Origin of the sequence: Hymenobacter psychrotolerans DSM 18569, assembly GCF_900142395.1 — a bacterium.
Taxonomy (GTDB): domain Bacteria; phylum Bacteroidota; class Bacteroidia; order Cytophagales; family Hymenobacteraceae; genus Hymenobacter; species Hymenobacter psychrotolerans.
Genome location: NZ_FRAS01000017.1, coordinates 60,557 through 80,376, shown reverse-complemented (window position 1 = coordinate 80,376; position 19,820 = coordinate 60,557). Strand labels below are relative to the sequence as shown.

Sequence of the window (19,820 nt, the reverse complement as noted above, 5' to 3'; positions counted from 1 at the left end):
CCTTTTCTCCAACCGTGAGCCGCGAGGTTTGCGCTACTTCCCACCCCATGGAAAAGCTACTTCAACGCGTTCAGTACGCCAACACCTTGCTCTGCGTGGGCCTGGATCCTGTAGGCGATGATGCGCAGGTGGCGCGCCGCCTGGCCGAGGTCATCGACCAAACCAGTGAGTACGCCGCTGCCTTCAAGCCTAATCTAGCGTTTTTCCTAAGCCGGGAAGATGGCGTGAAACTGCTGCGCGAGACGGTGCAGCGCATTCCCGAAAGCATTCCGGTTATTCTGGATGGTAAGTTCGGTGACATTGCCAACACCGCTGACCACTACGCCAAGTTTGCCTACGACGTAATTGGTGCTGATGGCGTGACGGTAAACCCGTATATGGGCGACGACGCCATTGTGCCCTTCGCCCGCCCCGGCAAGCTCGTCTTCGTGCTGGCTAAAACCAGCAATAAGCCCACTCATTCCTTACAAGATGTAGCCCTCACCCGCGGCGGTTCCCTCTCAGATTGCGCCGCCAGCGTGGCCCGCAAGCTCGATGAGCAGCACGGCGGCATAGGCCTGGTAGTAGGCGCCACCAACGCCGAAGCCGTAGCCCGCATGCGCAGCCTCACGCCCCAGCAGTGGTTCCTGGTACCCGGCGTAGGCGCCCAGGGCGGCGACCTGCAAGCGACCTTGAAAGCTGGCCTCCGTCCAGACGGCTCCGGCCTCCTTATTAATACCTCGCGGGCTTTGTGGCAGGCAGCTGATGCTGGCCTAGCCGCGCGGGAGCTGGTAGAGCAGATCAACCAGTTTCGGCCGGTAGCGGTGTAGAGACCTACGCGCAACAACTAGCACGTCATTCCGAGCGCAGCCGAGGAATCTCGCGTGCTGATGTTGTGATAGTAGTACAACGATTCGAGCGAGATTCCTCGGCTGCGCTCGGAATGACGTTTCAAGTGAGCCGCATTTCCACCCCTTATATAATAGAGTACACTCTTGGCTTCCACCCCAACCACCCTCACCTCCGAAACCCTGGAGCAGCAATTGCTGCAAGAAGACGCATTGTTGCGCGGGCACTTCCGCCTGTCGTCGGGCCTGCACTCTGACACCTATGTGCAGTGCGCCCGGTTCCTGCGCCGGCCCGACCTGGCGGCACCAGCTGCGGCAGAGCTGGCGCGGCAGATTCAGGAAGCGGGTTTGCAGCCTGATGTGGTGGTGGGCCCGGCTATGGGCGGCGTGGTGATTGGGTATGAGCTGGCCCGGCAACTGGGCGTGCCGGGCATCTTTACTGAGCGGGATGATTCGGGGAAGATGACCCTGCGGCGGGGCTTTACCATCGAGCCAGGCCAAAAAGTTGTTATTGCCGAAGACGTAGTAACTACCGGCAAGAGCACCAATGAGGTAGCGCGGCTGTTAGAGGGGCTGGGCGCAAAAGTTTTGGCTGTAGCGAGCTTAATTGACCGCACGGGTGGGAAAGCTGAGCTAAGTTTTCCGAACTTTGCCCTGCTGCCGGTAACGGCGGCCACCTACGCACCCGATGATTGCCCGCTTTGCCGGGCAGGTATTCCGGTGGTGAAACCCGGCAGTCGGCCGGAAAAAGCGTTTTCTTAAACCTACTCAGTCAGCAAACGGCTGCTGGGCAAGGCATTTTCGGCGTACCTCCGCGTGGGGTGTGCTTCCTCACGGCGGTGCTTCAGCATCGGGCGTGGGAAACCGAAAAATAGATAACCACCCTCCTTTTGGACTCTACCCAAAGAACCATACAGCTTCTGCTCAAGCCCGGCCAACATGATGGCGAGGGCCAACGTGTAGCCGAAGCTGCCCAACGCCACCTAGGCCTCTCTACCGGCCGGGTGCAAAGCGCCGCCCTCTACACGGTGCGCTACCCCCTCTCGGGCGAGCAACTGCGCGACTTCGCTACCCACTGCCTCCAGGACCCGGTGCTGCACGACGTGGCCCTCGACGAGTTCCGCCACGGCTCCGACTACAAAAGCTACATCCTGGTGGCCAAGCTGCCCGGCGTAACCGACGACGAAGGCATATCGGCGCAGAACGCCCTCGGCGACTTCCTGAACCAGCCGCTGGATACCCATACCCAGCATATCTTCAGTAAACGGCTCTACTTCCTGGAGCACGAGCTGCCGGAGAGTAGTCTGCGCCGCCTGGCCGAAGACCTGCTCGGCAACAAAATGATCAACCGCTTCGAGGTCGGCCCCATAGCCCAGATTCGCGACTACACGCCGCGGCCGGGCGGTGGGGCCGAATCTATTACGAACACGGTGCCGCTGGTTGGCCTTTCTGACGAGGAATTAGTAAAGCTGTCGAAAGACAACCTCTACGCCCTGAACTTGGAAGAAATGCGCGCCGTGCGCGACCATTACGTCAGCATTCAGGCCGAGCGCCAGGCTGTCGGCTTGCCCCAGGACCCCACCGACTGCGAGCTGGAAATCATAGCCCAGACTTGGTCGGAGCACTGCAAGCACAAGGAGTTTTCGGCCGTTATTAAGTACCGGGACGCCGACACGGGCGAGGAGTTCGAAGTAGATTCCTTGTTTAAAACCTACATCAAAAATGCCACGTCGGAAGTGGACCGCCAGCTCCGCGCCAACGGCAACGACTGGCTGATTAAGGTGTTCTCCGACAACGCCGGGGCCGTGCGCATCAATCCGGAGTCGTTGTTCGTGTGGAAGGTGGAAACTCACAACTCGCCCTCGGCCATCGACCCCTACGGCGGAGCTATTACCGGCATCCTGGGCAACAACCGCGACCCGCTGGCTACTGGCATTGGGGGTGCGCGGCTGCTGTTCAACACCAACGTGCTCTGCTTCGGCAACCCCGAGTTTTCAGGCACTCTGCTGAGCAACCAGCTGCATCCCCGCCGCATTTTCGAGGGCGTGCGCAAGGGCATTGAGGATGGCGGCAACAAGTCGGGCGTACCGACGGTGAACGGAGCCATTGTGTTCGATGACCGGTACGCAGGTAAGCCGCTGGTGTACTGCGGCACCGGAGCCGTAATGCCTATGCAGTTGGCCGGCCTCGATTCGTGGGAGAAGAACATCGACGCCCAGGACCGCATCATCATGGCCGGTGGTCGGGTGGGCAAAGACGGTATCCACGGCGCTACGTTCTCCAGCATTGAGCTCGACGAAACCTCGCCGGCCACGGCTGTGCAAATCGGCTCGCCCATTACGCAGAAGCTGGCCATGGACTTCCTGATCCTGGCGACCCGCCGCGGCCTCATCAAGTGCAGCACCGACAACGGTGCGGGTGGCTTGTCTTCAAGTATTGGTGAGCTGGCTACCATCAGCGGCGGTGCCGTGGTGGAGTTGGAAAAAGTGCCCCTGAAGTACCCCGGCCTGCGCCCCTGGGAAATCTTCGTGTCGGAGTCGCAGGAGCGGTTCTCGCTGGCCGTGGAGCCGAGCAAGATGGCCGAGCTAATGGCCTTAGGCCAGGAAATGGAAGTGGAACTGACCGATATTGGCTACTTCACTTCCGATGGCAGCCTCGACGTGCGCTTCGATGGTAAGTCGGTGGCGCGCATCGAGATGGAGTTCCTGCACAATGGCGTGCCGCGCAAAGTGCTGGAAGCCGAGTGGACCAGGTCTACCGCTCAGGAACCGGCCCTACTTGCCAACCTCGACTATACCGACGTGCTGAGCCGCTTGGTGGGCTCACTCAACATCTGTTCCCGCGAATCGGTAATCCGGCAGTACGACCACGAGGTGAAGGGCCGCACGATTATCAAGCCCCTGATGGGCGCTACTGGTCAGGCTCCGCAGGATGCGGCCGTGGTGCGCTTCAACTTTGAGAGCTGGGAAGGCGTGGCCGTGAGCAACGGTATTCTGCCCCGCTTCGGTGATTTGGACGCCTACCACATGTCGGCCGGCGCGTTTGACGAGGCCGTGCGCCAGATTGTAGCGGTAGGAGGAAAGCTGCCCAACCTCACGTATGGCGACGGGAACTTCTGGTCCGTCAACGACAACTTCTGCGTGCCCGACTCGGTGTACGACCCTGCCACCAACCCCGACGGAAAGCTCAAACTGGCTAAGTTGGTGCGCATGTGCCAAGCCCTGCGCGATGCCACGGCGGCCTACTGCATCCCGCTCACCTCGGGCAAGGACTCGATGAAGAACGACTTCAAGGCCGACGGCGTGAAAATTTCCGTTCCGCCTACGGTCCTGTACTCGATGACCGCCAAAATCCAGGATGTCCGCCGCACCATTACCTCCGACTTTAAGCAGGCCGACGATGTGGTGTACCTGCTGGGCGAAACCTACGACGAGCTAGGCGGCTCGGAGTTCTACCAGCTCTTCGGCGAGCTGGGCGCCAACGTGCCCAAGGTTCGGTTCGAAGAAGCTAAGGCCCTCTACACACTGATGGGCCAAGCCAACGACAACGGCCTCATTCAGTCCTGCCACGACCTGTCGGATGGTGGCCTAGCGGTTGCCTTGGCGGAAGCCACGTTCGGTCATGGCTTTGGCGCCGATGTAGAGCTGCCCGCTACTGGCCTAGGCCTGTCGGCGCAGCTGTTCTCGGAGTCGCACTCCCGCTTCGTCGCCACGGTAGCCCCGGAAGATGTGGTGGCTTTTGAGCAGCACTTCGGTGCCCGTGCTACCTGCCTCGGTGTAGTGACGCAGGACGGCCAGCTCACGGTGCGCCACAATGGGCAGACGGTCATTTCGGCCAGCACGGCGGCTCTGCGCCACGAGTGGACGAATGGCCCAGTAAACAGAATTATTGGCTTCGGCCAGCACGAAGCGGCGCAGTAATCATGGAACAGAACCCTCAACTGCCGGACCAGCACACGCCCCCGCGCCCCCAGCACGACGACCCCGGCCACGAAGTGGTAGACCGGGAAGGCAACATCAAGCTGCCTGGCTTCAAAAGTGTGGACCTCGGCCACGAAAGTACCGAGCCCCTAGGCCACTCCGCCGAGGCAACCGCTGTCAAGCAGCCGGTGCGTACCCTCATCCTGACAGGCTTCGGTATTAACTGCGAGGAGGAGTTTGCTGCTGCCTACCAGCTAGCCGGTGCCGAGCCAACCATCGTGCACCTGAATCAGGTGCTGCACGGCCACGTCAGCATCCACGACTACGATATCCTGAACTTCCCCGGCGGCTTTAGCTTTGGCGACGACCTAGGCTCGGGCGTGGTGCTGGCTAACAAGCTGCGCTACCGCAAAAACGCCGAGGGCCGCACCCTGCTCGACGATATCAAGCAGTTCATTGCCAACGGCAAGTTCGTGATGGGCATCTGCAACGGCTTCCAGGTACTGGTGAAGCTGGGCCTTCTCCCCAACCTAAGCGGCAACGTAACCCCCGAAGTAACCCTGACGCACAACGCCTCGGGCCGTTACGAAGACCGGTGGGTACGCCTGAAAGTCAACCCCAAGTCGAACTCGCCCTTCCTGAAAGGCATCGACTCCATGGAAGTGCCCGTGCGCCACGGCGAAGGCCGCTTGATCATCAAGGGCGAAGAAACTCTGGCTGAAATTGAAGCCCGCGCCCTGAACTGCCTGGCCTACACCGATTTCGACGGCTCGCCGACGGACGTGTATCCGCATAACCCCAATGGTGCCGACCTGAACTGTGCCGGCCTGACCGACACTACCGGCCAGGTATTTGGCCTGATGCCGCACCCCGAGGCATTCCTTTCGCTCTACAACCACCCCGACTGGGCCCGGCGCAAGCGCCAGAACCCCGGCCTGAGCGAGGAAGGGGATGGCCTACGCCTGTTCCGCAACATTGTGGAGCACGTGCAGAGCCAGCGCTCAGCTACCACATCCCATCAGGAAGCTCATCAGTTTTCATCCTAGACACCTCCGCAATCTGCCGGCCGTGCCGGTTGACTACTCCACTATATGAACACCCTCAACCACTTCGCTACCCCCCAGCTCGAACTCCTGCACCGCGGCAAAGTTCGCGACTCGTACCGCGCCCCTTCCGGCGAACGGCTCATCGTGGTAACCGACCGCCTGTCGGCGTTTGATTCGGTGCTGGAAACGCCCGTGGCCCACAAAGGCGCGGTGCTGAACGGCCTGGCCGCTTTCTGGTTCGACAAAACCCAGCACATCATCCCGAACCACGTCATCAGCCTGCTCGACCCGAACGTGACGCTGGCTAAAGAGGCCGAGCCGATTCGGGTGGAAATGATTGTGCGGAACTACATCACGGGCTCCATGCTGCGCGGCTACCAGAAAGGCCAGCGCACGTTCTCGGGCGTAACCGTGACGGACGGTTTGGTGAAGCACCAGCAGTTCCCCGAGCCCATCGTGACGCCGACCACCAAAGAAGAGTCGGACCGCGAGATTACGCCGGAGAACCTCGTGTCGGAAGGCTGGGTGTCGGCGGAGCTGTACGAGAAGATGCGGGTGAAGTCGTTGGAGCTGTTCAACTTCGCTTCGGCGTGGATGGCCGAGCGCGGCATTATCCTGGTTGATACCAAGTATGAGTTTGGCTTGCTGGACGGGGAGCTGATTCTGATTGACGAAATCCACACGCCCGATTCGTCGCGGTTCTGGAGCGCCGAGGACTACGCCAAGAACCCCGAGGCCGTGGAGCAGATGGATAAGGAGTACGTGCGCCAGTGGCTGATCCAGAACAAGCAGGACGGCCAGTACCCCCGCGCCCTCACGCCCGAAGTATCCGCCGAAGCCAGCCGCCGCTACCTCGATATCTACGAGCGTATCACGGGCAGCCCGCTGCCTACCGGCAACGAAATTACCACCGGCGGCGACGTCCGGACCCGTATTGTGGGTAACCTCGTGCGCGCCGGTATCATGAAAGATGCTTGGGTGAACATCGTGATGGGCTCACCGGCTGACAAGGAGCATTGCCAGAAAATCCGCTCGTTTTTTGAAGGTTACAACATCTTCACCCAGCTGCGCGTGACGTCGGCCCACAAAAACGGGGAGGCTATTACGGGCATGGCTGAGGTGTGGAACAACTCGGTAGAGCCGGGCGTGATTATCGCCGTAGCGGGCCTATCCAACGGCCTCGGCGGTGCCCTGGCCGCCAACGTGAACGTGCCCGTTATCAGCTGCCCGCCGTGGAAGGATTTCGCGGAGTTGACCGCCAACCTGAACTCGTCGGTGATTATGCCCTCGGCTACGCCCAACCTTACGGTGGTGCGCCCCGACAACGCGGCCCAGGCGGCCGTGCGGGCCCTGAACCTGCCCCGCCTGCGCGAGCAGCTCAGCCGCGAAATCCAGCAGACCAAAGCCAAGCTGCGCGCCGCCGACGCCGAGCTACGGACCCTGTAAGCACCAAGCCCATGGACGCTACGGAACAGAAGCAACTGGTGCATGCCGGCTACATCGAAGCGTACAACCGCTTCGATGTAGCCGGCATGCTCCGGCCCCTGCACGAAAACGTAGTGTTTCGCAACATCACCAACGGTGAAACGGACTTGACTTTGACGGACAAGGAAAGCTTCCGGCAGCAGGCCGAGCAGGCCTTGCAGTACTTCTCCCGGCGGGAGCAGCGCGTCACGGAGTGGCAGGTAGCCGATAGCCGGGTGGAAGTCCTGCTGGACTATGCCGCCGTTGCCGCCCTCGACTTTCCGAATGGTCTGAAAGCCGGCGACACCCTCCAGCTGCAAGGGAAGTCTGTATTCCAGTTCGCCGACGGGCTGATCAGTTCCATCGACGACATCAGCTAGCCGCACGCCTAACTACCTATTCCTTTGAGCAACAGCAATAAACCCATTGCACTACTCGGCGGCGGGGCCCGTGAACACGCTATGGCGTGGAAACTGACCCGCGACGGCGCTACCGTGCACGTGCTGCCCGGCAACGCCGGCATCCCGAACAGCCACCCCGAAATCAGCGCCACCGACTTTCCGGCCATCCAGAGCTTCTGCGAAGCCAACGGGGTGAAGCTTATTGTGGTGGGGCCGGAGGCTCCGCTGGCAGCCGGCGTAACCGACTATTTCGCTGGGTCTGATATCCGCGTGTTTGGTCCGAGCCGGGCCGGGGCGGTGCTGGAAAGCTCCAAGGTGTGGTCGAAGGAGTTTATGCGCCGCCATGGGGTAGCAACCGCCATGTCGTGGCAGTACCGCAGCGACAAGCTGGACGAAGCCCGCGCCAAAGCCACCGAGCTGGATGGGCAGGTAGTGGTGAAGTACGATGGCCTGGCCGCTGGTAAAGGCGTGTATGTCTGCTCGTCCGTAGAAGAAGCCCAGGCTGCGCTGGACGACCTGCAGCAGCAGCACACCGGCTGGTTTAGCTTCCTGCTGGAAGAAAAGCTGACCGGCCCCGAAATCAGCATTATCGGTGTGACGGATGGCAACCGCGTGCGGCTGCTGGCCCCGTCCCAGGACCACAAGCAGCTGCTGGCCGGCGACCAGGGCCCCAACACCGGTGGCATGGGCGCCTACTGCCCCGTGCCCTTCGCCGACGACAACGTGCTGGCCGCTATCCGCACCAGCATCGTGGACCCCACATTGCTGGGCCTGCAAAACGAGCAGTTCGACTTCAAGGGCTTCCTGTACTTCGGCATCATGCTCACGCCCCAGGGCCCCAAGCTGCTGGAATACAACGTGCGCCTCGGGGACCCCGAAGCCGAGGTATTGCTCCCTGCCATGGAAAGCAGCCTGCTGGAGCTGATTGAAGCTACTTTGGACGGTACGTTGCAGCAGACGGTGGTGCGCCAGCGGCGCGGCTACTACGTGGGGGTGGTGCTGGCTTCGGGCGGCTATCCGGCGGCGCAGTTCCCGACCGGCTTCCCCATCACTGGCCTGGACCAGCTGCACCCCAGCATTCTGGCCTTCCACGGCGCTACCAGGCAGCAAAACGGCGAACTAGTGACCAGTGGCGGCCGGGTGATGGTGCTGGTCGGGCACGGCGAGGAGTTGGAAGATGCTGTGAACTACGTGTATCGGGAAGCAGAAAGAGTTAAATTCAAGGATGTCTACATCCGCACCGATATCGGCCAGCGGCCGGAACCGACCCTTGCAGGAAACTGGTAAGCATAGCATCCGCAAGCAGCGCCTGGCTATTCTGCTGTCGGGCCGGGGCTCCAACATGGTGGCTCTGGTGAAGGCCGTGCAGCACGGGATACTGCAGGGCGTGGCCGAAGTGGCCGTGGTGTTCAGCAACAAGCCTGATGCGCCCGGTTTGGAAACCGCTGCCGCTATGGGGTGCCCCACCGCCAGCCTCAGCAGCGAGGGCCGAAAGCGGGCCGAGTTCGACGCTGAGGTAGTAGAAGTGCTGCGGCAATACCAGCCTGATTACGTGGTGCTGGCCGGGTACATGCGCATTTTGTCGCCCACGTTTGTGCGGGCGTTTGCGGGGCGTATTCTCAACATTCACCCCGCCGATACGCGTCAGCACCAGGGCCTGCATGCCTACGAGTGGGCCTTTGAAAATCAGCTGCCGGAAACCAAAATCACAGTGCATCTGGTTGATGAGGGCCTGGATACGGGGCCCATTTTAGCGCAGCACCCCGTGGATTTGCACGGGGCCGATACCCTGGAGGAAGTAGAGCGGCGGGGCTTGGCCGTGGAGCACCGCGTGTACGCCGAAACGCTGGCTGAACTCATTAAGAAAGACCGTCATGCTGAGCTGGTCGAAGCATCTCGCGTGGCATCGTCTGAATAATAACCCAACGTCAGCACGCGAGATGCTTCGGCTACGCTCAGCATGACGGTCTTGAATCTTACCTTGTAACCACCCGATTGCCATGTGCGGAATTGTAGGTTTTTACGGCCCCGATGACGTCGCCCACGACATCGTATTTGGTCTGACGGCGCTTCAGCACCGCGGCCAGGACGCGGCCGGCATAGCCACCTTCGACGACAACTTTCACCTTTGCAAAGGCAACGGGCTGATTTCGGATGTGTTCAAGCCCAAGCAGCTCAGGAAGTTGAAGGGCAACATCGGTATCGGTCATGCGCGCTACACCACCCAGGGTTCCGGCGATGCGGAGCTGGCGCAGCCGTTTACCACCAGCTACCCCTTTGGGCTGGCCATGGTGCACAACGGCAACGTCATCAACTTCCGCTCGGCTGCCAAGCGCCTGCACGAGAAGTACCACGTGCTGCCCAAAACCAGCAACGACCTGGAGCTGATCATGTACACCTTCGCCTCGGAGCTGCGCCTGAAAAACCTCGATAACCTTTCGGTTATCGACATCTTCGATGCTGTAGAAACGACGCAGGAGCTGGTGAAAGGTGCCTACGCCACCATCACCGTCATTGCCGGCCATGGCCTGCTGGCCTTCAACGACCCGCTGGGTATCCGGCCGCTGGTGCTGGGCCGCCGCGACACGGAGAAAGGGCCGATTTACGCTTTTGCCTCGGAAAGCACTTGCTTTGATTATCTGGGGTTTGAGTTCATCAAGAACGTAGGGCCCGGCCAGGCCGTGTTTATTGACAAGGACTTCAAGGTTCACTACAAGAACCCCTACGCGCAGCCTAAGGCGTTTTGCGTGTTCGAGCACATCTACTTTGCCCGCGAAGACTCTACCATCCACGGCCGCCTGGTGGCTCGGGAGCGGGTACGGCTGGGCAAGATGCTGGCCAGGAAAGTCATTGAGTCGGGGATTCAGCCGGATATGGTGATTGACGTGCCGTCGTCAGGGTACTTCTCGGCTTCGGGCCTCGCGGAGGCCATTGGCGTGCCTTACCGCCGGGCGCTGGTCAAGAACAACCACATGGGCCGCTCCTTCATTGTGAGCAGCCAGGCCGGCCGCGAGGATATCGTGAAGAAGAAGCTGAACCCCATCCGGGAGTTTGTGGAGGGCAAGAAGATTGCGGTGGTCGATGACAGCATCGTGCGCGGCACCACGTCGCGGCGTATCGTGCGGATTCTGCGCGAGGCCGGCGCCGCCGAGGTGTACTTCATCAGCAGCGCCCCGCCCATCATTGCGCCCTGCATCTACGGCATCGATATGGCCATGAGCACCGAGCTGATTGCGGCCAACTACACCGAGGAGGAAATCTGCCGCTACATTGAGGCCGACAAGGTCATCTACCAGTCGATAGAAGACCTACAGGAACTGTTTTCGGAAGACAAAGGCCACGGTGGCAGCTGCTTCGCCTGCTTCACCGGCCAGTATCCCACCGGCGACGTGACCAAGTACCTGCGCCACATTCAGGAGGAGCGCCAAAGCCACCGCGGCGACAAGAAAGGCGACTCTGCTGCCCTTCCTTCCGTCAGCGCCAAGGCCCCCGCCCCGACTGAGCACTAACGCGCATGAAACAGAAGAATCTTTTGTTGCTGCTTGTGGCTTTGAGTTTATCGTTTGTTGCAGCCGCGCAAACCTCGAAACTTGCCAGCAAGTCAGCGTCTGTTAAGATGCAGCCTACTGTGGAAGAAGCCCTTAATGGTATGGTTAATCCGCGTTATATGGTGCTGAAGGATGTAACAGCAGTTTACCATCAGCCTGCCGATACGTTGGACAGCCGCCAGGCAATCAAGCTTTTTCCTGGTACGAGAATCTACTTGCGGCGCCCAATGCCCAACGGGATGAGAGTTGACCTGGGGCTGGTTGCCGGTGAGCAATACTATGTGCCTGCCAAGTCGCTGAAAGGCCTCCAAACCATCGTCGAAATCTAGAAATTTACACCGCTTTTTAGCCCAGCTACACCTTCGTCTGGTCCCCCCTCCCCACCGGGGAGGGGGCCGGGGGGTGGGGTCCACCACATGAACGAACCCAACATTAAAGCCACCGCCGGCTATTCCATCGAAGAAGGGAATGCCGCTTCCAAAAACGCTTACCACTGGGCCCAGAAAACCTTCTCGACCCGGGCTGGCAAGCCCGGCGAGCCGGCGCAGGACCTGGCCGGGGGCTTTTCCAACGAAATCCGGTTTGGCAATGAGCGGCTGGGTATCGGCTCCGATGGTATCGGGACGAAGATTGAGGTGGCCGAGCGCACGGACCGTTACGACACGCTGGGCTACGACCTGATTGCCATGGTGGCCGACGACCTGGTGGTGGCCGGCTTCATCCCGACTAATCTGTCGAACATCATCGACGTGAACACGCTCAACTATGAGGTGGTGGATGAGCTGATGCGCGGCCTGCACGACGCGGCGCAGTTCAGCCAGATAGCCGTAACGGGCGGCGAAATTGCCGAGTTGGGCAACCGCATCGGCGGCTACCCCGGCGCCCGCATGAACTTCAACTGGTGCTCCACGGCCGTGGGCGTGCTGCACCCCGGCCTGGAGCGGCCCCTCAGCGGCGCCAACGTGCGCGCCGGGCAGGCCGTGGTGGCGCTTCGGTCGCCTTCGTTTCGCTCTAATGGCTATTCGCTGGCCCGCCGGGCCCTCACCAAAACTTTCGGCGAGAAGTGGCACGAAGCGCCCTACACTGGGCCTGATGCCGCCGAAATGGGCCAGACCTGGGGTGAGGTGATGCTGGCGCCTTCGCTCATCTTCTCGCCGGGCGTGGCGGCGGTGCTGGATGCGGGGCTGCCTTTGCACGCTGCCGCGCACATCACCGGCGGCGGCATTGCCGATAACTTCAGGCGCGTCCTCAAAAACGGGGTAGGCGCCGAGCTGACCAACCTTTTCGAGCCGCTGCCGGCCATGCAGCAGCTGGCCGAGCTGGCCGGCATCACGCCCACCGAAGCCTACCTCTACTGGAACATGGGCAACGGTATGCTTCTGGTGACGGACGAAGCCCAGGCCGAAGCCGTGGCCGAAACCCTGCGTGCCCGTGGCTACCAGGCCCAGGTAGCGGGCCGCATTACTTCGGAAACCGAGGTGGTGTTGCGCGTAGGCGCGGGTGAGCTGCGCTATGCGTAGTGCTTAACTACAGAAGTGGCCTGCTTTCGGCCAGGCGGCATACGCAGAACGCCCCTCTGGTTTTCCGGAGGGGCGTTCTGCTGTAGAATAAACTGTGTTATATAGTGTGGCAGCGGGTACCTGACTGACGGTTTTTGCTATCTGACTGACGGTTTATGCTTGCTGACTGATGGTTTATGCTATCTGACCAACGGTTTTTATCGTCTGACCGATGGTTTTTGCTGTCTGACCGACGGTTTATGGTTGCTGACCGATGGTTTTTATTGTCTGACTGGCGGTTTATGGTTGCTGACTGACGGTTTATGATGCCTGACTGATGGTTTATGGTGTCTGGGGTGCGGGGGGCGCGGGCGGCGACCGGTCGGACGCCTGCGGCTTCGGACCGGGGCAGTTTAGGCGGGCTCGATATCGAAGCCGGCCTGGGCAACGGCTTTCATCACGAGTTCCGGAATGGGGTTTTCGCCTTCTACCGTCAGGGTTTTCTCGGGGTTGTTGGTGTCCACGCTCCACTTCTCCACGCTGGCTTCGGCATCGAGGAAGGGCGTGACGGCGCGCACGCAATTGGCGCAGTTGATGCTGGTTTTGAATTTCAGGGTTGACATAGCGGGTTGGGTATGGGCCGCGACCGGGGGTAGGGAAACCGGCAGCGGCGGGTGAGTTGCTAGTGTAACAACGAAGCTTCGGCAAAAGTAGCTGCCGGAAAGTGGCCGGGAAGTACAGGCTTTGGCGGGCGGTGTGTAGAGTTTTGCCGTATTTCGGGGCTTGTGCTATACACTCAGCAAAGATGGAAAAGACAACGTTCTGGCAGATACTGGAATCGGCAAAGCAGGCGGCCCAGGGTGACCAGCAGCTTCAGGAACAGGTGTTGATCAGCAGCCTGGAAAAGCTGGAACCGGAGCAGATAATCGGGTTTGAGTGCATACTGCGTGAGTACCTGATCGAAGCCGACCATTATAACATTCAAGCGGCCCAGAAAATCATCGACGGCTACGTATCCGACGACCCGTATCTGTATTTCCGGTGCTGGCTGATCGGGCAGGGCGAGGCGGTAGTTGCCCAGGCGTTAGCAAACCCTGACAGTCTGGCCAACATCGTTGAAGACCCTTATCAGGATTTTGAGGAGCTGCTGTACGTAGCTACCAAAGCTTTCGAAAAGCATGCCGGCCGGGAGGAAGACGATGAAACCTTCCCACGAGCAGTAGCACTTGAACGTGGCCTCGATTACAATACCGGGTCCGAAACCAAAGGCGAAGACTGGACCGAAAACCAGCTGCCGAAGATGCTGCCGAAGCTCTGGAAGAAGTTTGGCCCGATTTAAACCCAGTACGCCTGACCGCGCAAGCAGCCAGGCGTTCCTGTTGCTGGAAGGGTCGTTGCTTTATCGGTCCCGCTTGCGGGCAGGCCGCGCCGGCCAACGGGGCAGCTGCGGCTGGGTGAAGGTTTGGGGAGGATAGGGGCGGAAACCGCGCCTGCCGGGCGCTTACCGGGGCAGGCAAATCGTGACTTCCGTGCCCTGGCCTTCCTGGCTCGTGACGGTGAAGGTGCCGTTGTGGCCTTTCACGATGATGTCGTAGCTGAGGGAGAGGCCCAGGCCGGTGCCTTCGCCGGGGGGCTTGGTGGTGAAGAAGGGCTGGAAGATTTTCTGCTGCACTTCCTCGCTCATGCCGATGCCGTTGTCCTGCACCCGAATCCGGACCTCGTGGCTCAGCAGCTTTGTATGGATGCGCAGCTCCGGGATGTAGCCGGGCTGGCCCAGCGCCTGGCGCTGCTGCTGCGCGTAAAAAGAGTTGGTGCACAGGTTGAGCACAACCCGGCCGATATCCTGCGGCACGACGGCTACTTTGGGCAGCAGGGCATCCAGATCAGAAACCATCAGGGCGCTGAACGACTTGTGCCGGGCCCGGAAACTCTGGTAGGCCATCGACAAGTGCTCGGCCACCAGCACGTTGAGGTCGGTTGGCTCGCGGTGGCCGGCGCTGGCGTGGGAGTGCTGCAGCATGCCCTTCACGATGCTGTCGGCGCGCTGGCCGTGCTGGGTTATCTTTTGCAGGTTCTGCGTCAGGGTATCAAGCAGCTCGGTGGCGTAGGCTTTTTCGGCTTCGGGAAGCTGCTGCCACGGCCCGTCCATGAACTCCTCCACGAGCTCCGTGCTGACTTCGGAGAAGTTGTTGACGAAGTTGAGCGGGTTCTGGATTTCGTGGGCAATACCGGCGGTCAGCTCGCCCAGGCTGGCCATTTTTTCGCGCTGAATGAGTTGGTTCTGGGTGGCTTTCAGCTCGGCTAAGGTGCGCGTCAGGTCGTCGCGCTGGCGGGCAATCTGGGCGTTTTTCTCGTTGAGGTGGCGGTTAGCGCGCTGCTTGATATAGGCGTTGCGCCACAGCAGGCCGGCCAGCAGCACGGCCCCGGCCAGGCCGGCCCACAGGGCGTATACCTGCTGGCGCTGCCGGGCACTTTTCTGGGCCTGCAGCTGGCGGTTTTTATTCAGGAGCTCGATTTCGCTCTGCTTCCGGTCCAGCTCGTAGCCGTAGCGCAGGGCGCTGGTTTTGCGCTGGGTGGCCTGGCCGGCCAAGGTGTCCTGGTAGGCGGCAAACAGCCGCTGGTAGCGGTAGGCCTCGGGGTAGTTGCCGGCGGCAGCGTAGGCCTGGGCCAGAATTTCGGTGGCGTCGTTGAGGTTGCCGTTGCTGCGGGTTTGCTGGCTGAGCTGCATGCCGTGCCGGGCCAGGGCAATGGCGCTGTCGGGCTGGCGCAGCAGCAGGTGGGCGCGGGCCAGCAGTATCTCTACCGTGGGCAGGTTGAATCCGTCCTGGGTTTCTCTGACCAGCTTCCGGGCCCGCTGGCCGTGGCGCAGGGCCCGGGCGGCATTGCCCTGCTGGCTGTACACCTCGGCCATCCCGATTTCATTCACCAGCTGGTTTTGCGTATCGCCCATGCGCCGACTGGCGGCCACAGCGCGCCGGAAGTAGTACAGTGCCTGCGGCCAGTTCTGCTGCTGCTGGTAGGTGCTGCCCAGGCTATTGAGCACGGCAGCTACCACCTGCTGGTCGCCGAGCCGGCGGCCATCTTCGAGGGCTTTGGTGAGCACCAGCCGGGCCCCTTCGTAGTCGCCGATTTTCCAGTAGATGCTGCCCAGCGTAGCGCGCAGCTGGGTCTGGGTGGGCAGGTCGGCGCTTTTCTCCGCCAATGGCAGGCCGCGCAGTGCCCAGGCCAAAGCGGCCGTGAGGTTGCTCTGCTGCAGGTCGATGAGGCTGAGCTCCAGGCAGGCGCGGGCTTCGCGGCGGTGGTCGTGGCTGCGCTCAAACAGTTCGCGCGCCTGCTTGGTATAGAGCCGCGCCGAATCGTAGGCGGCGAGCCGCCGGTGCAGAATGCTAAGCCATAGCAGGCTGCGCCCGATACCGGCCGTGTCGGGGAGCTGCTGCGACAGGCCCAGCGCCTGCCGGCTCAGGCGGATGGCCTGGGGCGCATTGGTAGCGGCCAGCTGCAGCACCAGCGCGTGCAGGCGGCGCACCCGCGTAGTGTCGGGGCGAGGGTGGGCGCGCAGGAGCTGCTGCAGGCTATCGGCGGCGCGGTTCTGGGCCGGGGCGGGCCCGCAACAGAGGATTCCCAGTGCCAGCAGCAACCATATGGACCGGGAGTGTCTCATCGAAAAAGCGCGGTTGCTACCTGACGTTTGCCGGGGTGGGTCGGGCAGAAGCCGGCCCGGTGGGGTCTACTTGTTGCCCGGTACCAGCCGCGGCACATAAATCGGGTTGTTCACCACGCCCACCTTGTTGCCGGAGGGGTCGAGCACGATGTATTTGTGCACAAGCGAGTCGGCGGCTTCCGGGGTAGTGCTGGGGCTGTTACTGATGTCAATTGGTCCCTGCTCGTAGCCCGCATCCGGCTGGGTTTCCTCAATGCCTCTTACTCGCTCGAAATCTTCTGTTATGCTCTGCCTGCGGGGTAGCTGCCAGAGGTAAATCGGCTCTTTCGTTTGGGCGTAGTTCGGGTCAGTCGTGACGATAACGACGGTGTGGTCGATGGTATACGAAGCGTAATTCTCCTCCCGGCGCGCTTCTATGCCAAAAAAAGCATTGTACCAATTCGTCATTTTATCGAGGCTGGAAGCGGCTGACACCGGATACACCACGGTGTCCTGCGGTAGATACCTCGGGCCGGCAACGGTGCTCTGCGGCACCTGGTTTTTCTGGTCACACGCGGAGCAGACTGCCAGCAGGAGGAGCAGGAAGGCGTACAGGATTTTCATAGGGCAGGCGGGGTATCGGGTCGGAAATCAGGCGGCGTTCTATCTTGTTGGCACATAAATAGGGTTGTTAATCACGCCTATTTCATTGCCCAGCGGGTCTTTCACGATGAATTCTTTCACTTCCTGCACGGCTTGCTGGCTTCTGGCAGCTTGTGAGTCGTTGTCTTTGCGCTGCGCCACTTTGCGGAGCTTGACTATGAAGCCGACAAAACGGCTGTCGGCTCTTTTCAGGGCTTCGAACTTGTCTTCTACCGCCGCGGCAGTGGGCAGCATCCAGTAGAAGGCCGTGCGCTCCAGCCCCAACGACGTGTCGGGGTGGTCGGGGTCCACACCCACGCATACTCTGATGCCGTCGATGTCGTAGATGAGGTATGGCTGCTGGCCTGCCAGCTGGCTGGAGGTGGGCGGGCGGCCAAAGAAACCGGAGTACCAGCTTACAACCTCCGCATCCAGCGCTCGGCCGTTTCTGGAAGGATACAAAACCGTTTTCTGCGTGGCTAAGCCCAGGGCGCTGCTGCCACCAGTGGCGGCTGGCGTAGTCTGTGCCCAGGCGGGAGCCTGCAAAGCCAGGGCCGCTACCAAGGCAGCCGGAAAGCAGATTTTCATGGGAGCAAACGGCAGAGAGTGAACTAGAATGTCTGCAAGCGGAGTGCGGCAAGGGCGTTACTGCTCGTCTATTTTCGGCGGGTAAACCGGGTTGTTTATCACCCCGACCTGGTTGCCTTCGGGGTCTATGGCAATAAAGCCGCTTACCTGGTTCACGGCGCCGGGGGCTGCCCGGGACAGGGTTTTGTCGGTGGGGCTGTCCTCTATCCTGCGCACTTTCCGAAACAGCCCTCCCTCAAAGCGGTTGGCCGGGTCGGTGTGGAGGGCATTAAACTTACTTTCGACATCCTTCGGGGTAGGCAGCATCCAGTAGAAAACGGGCTCCTTGAGCTGCAAAAAGCGTGGGTCGGTTTCCAGTCGCACTTCCACGCCGTCAATCTGATACACCGCCCTCGGATAGGGAAGCGCCTGCTCTACGCGTGCGGGCTGCTTGCCGAAAAACGCAGTATACCAGGCAATAGCCACCGGCAGCCGGGCGGGGTCACGCACCGGGTAAACTACCGTTTTCTGCACCGAAAACGAAGCCGCTGCCTTGGGCACGGGCGTGCTCTGCGCACGGAGCAGCGAGCAGCAGGCCGGGCAAAGCAGAAGCAGAAATACCGAAAGCGCGCTTTTCATGGTGCTGCGAAGAAGAGGTGGCAGACCCTTACCTGCCGCAAAAGCCGCTGGCATACGGCAGGCAAGGGCCTGCACCCTGGGCACGACAACGCCGCTAGCCTTCCCTGAGTCTGTCTGATAAAGCTAATATAATAAATAATATAAGTTATATACAATGTTTGCGTGCTCAGGCCGGTTTAGTGCATGGCCCAGCTCGGTACTCCTGCCCTTGCTAAGCGGGTGCCCGGCTCGTCTGTTGCGTGGTACCTCGGGGTATGTTTTGAGAAATTATAGGAGTATGTAAATTATTTATTATCATATTTGTAGGTGTTGGATGAATAGCCGCCTCCGGTGCCGGGTGACCTGCCTGGGAAAGGCAGTAAGCCGAATGAGTTGGCAAAGAGCAGGATAACTGACGCGGGAGCCGGAGCAAAAAGCAGTGGTGGCGGCGCGGCAGTGGGGCTCAGGCCCTGGTAGTATAGGCTCCGGCTGCGGCCGGGGTGCTCTGGTGGTGGCCTGCGGGCCGGTGCGCAAGTCGTGCTGGCCTGCCGGGTGTAGAATGGTCTGGATCTGGTGAGCTGGTACCCGCGCTATGCTGTTTGAAGAACCTGTTTCCCCTGCTTCGCGGGCTCGCCGGCTGGCGCATCAGCTGCAGCTGCCGGTTTCGGCTACGACGCCCCCGCCCGGTGGCCTGGCGGGCCTTTCCGCGTCGCGGCTGGGGCAGGGGCTACTGCAGATGGTGCTGCTGCTGGCCGGCGTATTTTCGGCGGCGCTGGGCCTCAAGGGCTTTCTGCTGCCCAACGAGTTTATTGATGGCGGTGTAACGGGCATTTCAATGCTGGTCAGCCACGTCAGCGGGGTTTCGCTCTCGGTGCTGATTCTGGTCATCAACATTCCCTTCATCATTCTGGGCTATTACCAGCTGGGGCCCCGGTTTGCCACCAAAACGCTGCTGACCATTATGGCGCTTTCCGGCGCGCTGCTGGTAGTGTCGTTTCCGGTGCTCACGCAGGACAAGCTGCTGATTGCGGTGTTTGGCGGGTTCTTTCTGGGCGCGGGCATCGGGCTGGCCATGCGCGGCGGGGGCGTGCTCGATGGCACTGAAATTCTGGCCGTGTATATCAGCCGCAAGCTGCCCGGCTCTATCGGCGACATTATCATGATTATCAACATCATGATTTTTGGTGTGGCGGCCTGGGTGCTTTCCGTCGAAACGGCCCTCTACTCCATCCTGGCGTATCTGTCGGCGGCCAAAACCGTGGATTTCATTCTGGTCGGCATCGAGGAATACACCAGCCTGACCATCATTTCCTTCCACAGCACCGAAATCCGGCAGCTGATAACCGACAAGCTGCACCGGGGCGCTACCGTGTACGAGTGCACGCAGGGGTTCGGCTCGCACGGGCATCAGCGGCTCAAGGTGGAGGCCATCTTCACGGTCGTGACGCGGCTGGAAGTTATCAGCCTGACAAAGGAGATACACGCCATTGATCCGCAGGCTTTCGTCGTGATGCAGAGCGTCAGCGACACCCGCGGCGGGCTGATCAAGAAGCGCGCTTTGCACTAAGCGGCTGCGAAAGGCCGCCCGCACCAGCAGGCCGTCCCGACGAGCCATGAGAGGAAACGCAGGATGAATACGAACACGTGG

The 19,820-nt window shown here is 60.9% G+C and carries 18 protein-coding genes; 13 read left to right on the top strand and 5 right to left on the bottom strand.

Going from position 1 to position 19,820, the window contains the following annotated elements; translation table 11 throughout:
* The first annotated feature begins 47 nt into the window (after positions 1–47).
* From pyrF to BUE15_RS15120, 11 genes are all read left to right on the top strand, one after another.
* The gene (gene pyrF, locus BUE15_RS15170; protein WP_073286874.1) at positions 48–809 is read left to right on the top strand and encodes an orotidine-5'-phosphate decarboxylase; all 762 of its coding nucleotides are present in this window, start codon (positions 48–50) and stop codon (positions 807–809) included.
* A 165-nt stretch (positions 810–974) separates the two neighbouring features.
* Complete coding sequence (gene pyrE, locus BUE15_RS15165) at positions 975–1,589, top strand: orotate phosphoribosyltransferase (protein ID WP_084549092.1); 615 nt, start codon at positions 975–977, stop codon at positions 1,587–1,589.
* A gap of 128 nt (positions 1,590–1,717) precedes the next feature.
* Positions 1,718–4,747, top strand: coding sequence for a phosphoribosylformylglycinamidine synthase subunit PurL (locus tag BUE15_RS15160; protein WP_073286872.1), 3,030 nt, complete (start codon positions 1,718–1,720; stop codon positions 4,745–4,747).
* 2 nt (positions 4,748–4,749) lie between these two features.
* Positions 4,750–5,793, top strand: a complete 1,044-nt coding sequence (locus BUE15_RS15155) for a phosphoribosylformylglycinamidine synthase subunit PurQ (protein WP_084549091.1) — start codon at positions 4,750–4,752, stop codon at positions 5,791–5,793.
* A gap of 45 nt (positions 5,794–5,838) precedes the next feature.
* Complete coding sequence (locus BUE15_RS15150; protein ID WP_073286869.1) at positions 5,839–7,239, top strand: phosphoribosylaminoimidazolesuccinocarboxamide synthase; 1,401 nt, start codon at positions 5,839–5,841, stop codon at positions 7,237–7,239.
* 11 nt (positions 7,240–7,250) lie between these two features.
* Positions 7,251–7,637 carry a nuclear transport factor 2 family protein gene (locus BUE15_RS15145; protein WP_073286866.1) on the top strand — a complete coding sequence of 129 codons (387 nt, stop codon included), beginning with the start codon at positions 7,251–7,253 and terminating at the stop codon, positions 7,635–7,637.
* Positions 7,638–7,661: 24 nt separating this feature from the next.
* Positions 7,662–8,945, top strand: a complete 1,284-nt coding sequence (gene purD, locus BUE15_RS15140; RefSeq protein ID WP_262987465.1) for a phosphoribosylamine--glycine ligase — start codon at positions 7,662–7,664, stop codon at positions 8,943–8,945.
* A complete protein-coding gene (gene purN, locus BUE15_RS15135) occupies positions 8,929–9,576 on the top strand; it encodes a phosphoribosylglycinamide formyltransferase (RefSeq protein WP_244535959.1) in 648 nt (215 codons plus the stop codon). Before purD ends, purN begins: the two co-directional genes overlap by 17 nt.
* Before the next feature lie 82 nt (positions 9,577–9,658).
* Positions 9,659–11,167 carry an amidophosphoribosyltransferase gene (purF, locus tag BUE15_RS15130; RefSeq protein ID WP_073286861.1) on the top strand — a complete coding sequence of 503 codons (1,509 nt, stop codon included), beginning with the start codon at positions 9,659–9,661 and terminating at the stop codon, positions 11,165–11,167.
* Positions 11,168–11,172: 5 nt separating this feature from the next.
* Positions 11,173–11,535 (top strand): hypothetical protein, encoded by a 363-nt coding sequence (locus BUE15_RS15125; RefSeq protein WP_073286858.1) that lies wholly within the window; start codon positions 11,173–11,175, stop codon positions 11,533–11,535.
* 87 nt (positions 11,536–11,622) lie between these two features.
* Positions 11,623–12,726: an AIR synthase-related protein gene (locus BUE15_RS15120; RefSeq protein ID WP_073286856.1), complete on the top strand. Its 1,104-nt coding sequence runs from the start codon at positions 11,623–11,625 to the stop codon at positions 12,724–12,726.
* 392 nt (positions 12,727–13,118) lie between these two features.
* Here BUE15_RS15120 and BUE15_RS15115 read toward each other — a convergent pair whose 3' ends face one another.
* Complete coding sequence (locus BUE15_RS15115) at positions 13,119–13,328, bottom strand: heavy-metal-associated domain-containing protein (RefSeq protein ID WP_073286853.1); 210 nt, start codon at positions 13,326–13,328, stop codon at positions 13,119–13,121.
* Positions 13,329–13,510: 182 nt separating this feature from the next.
* On the opposite strand from BUE15_RS15115, the gene BUE15_RS15110 reads away from it, so the two are divergent.
* Positions 13,511–14,044: a DUF4240 domain-containing protein gene (locus BUE15_RS15110; protein ID WP_073286849.1), complete on the top strand. Its 534-nt coding sequence runs from the start codon at positions 13,511–13,513 to the stop codon at positions 14,042–14,044.
* Between the two features lie 162 nt (positions 14,045–14,206).
* Here the strand turns inward: BUE15_RS15110 and BUE15_RS22380 are convergent, their stop codons facing one another.
* The 4 genes from BUE15_RS22380 to BUE15_RS15090 form a co-directional block, all read right to left on the bottom strand.
* Positions 14,207–16,366 (bottom strand): ATP-binding protein, encoded by a 2,160-nt coding sequence (locus tag BUE15_RS22380; RefSeq protein ID WP_084549089.1) that lies wholly within the window; start codon positions 16,364–16,366, stop codon positions 14,207–14,209.
* A 66-nt stretch (positions 16,367–16,432) separates the two neighbouring features.
* A complete protein-coding gene (locus BUE15_RS15100) occupies positions 16,433–16,969 on the bottom strand; it encodes a hypothetical protein (RefSeq protein WP_073286844.1) in 537 nt (178 codons plus the stop codon).
* A 39-nt stretch (positions 16,970–17,008) separates the two neighbouring features.
* Positions 17,009–17,575 (bottom strand): hypothetical protein, encoded by a 567-nt coding sequence (locus BUE15_RS15095; RefSeq protein WP_073286841.1) that lies wholly within the window; start codon positions 17,573–17,575, stop codon positions 17,009–17,011.
* Between the two features lie 57 nt (positions 17,576–17,632).
* Positions 17,633–18,193, bottom strand: a complete 561-nt coding sequence (locus BUE15_RS15090; RefSeq protein ID WP_073286838.1) for a hypothetical protein — start codon at positions 18,191–18,193, stop codon at positions 17,633–17,635.
* Between the two features lie 571 nt (positions 18,194–18,764).
* Here BUE15_RS15090 and BUE15_RS15085 point away from each other — a divergent pair.
* Complete coding sequence (locus BUE15_RS15085) at positions 18,765–19,739, top strand: YitT family protein (protein WP_084549088.1); 975 nt, start codon at positions 18,765–18,767, stop codon at positions 19,737–19,739.
* The last annotated feature ends 81 nt before the right edge of the window (positions 19,740–19,820 follow it).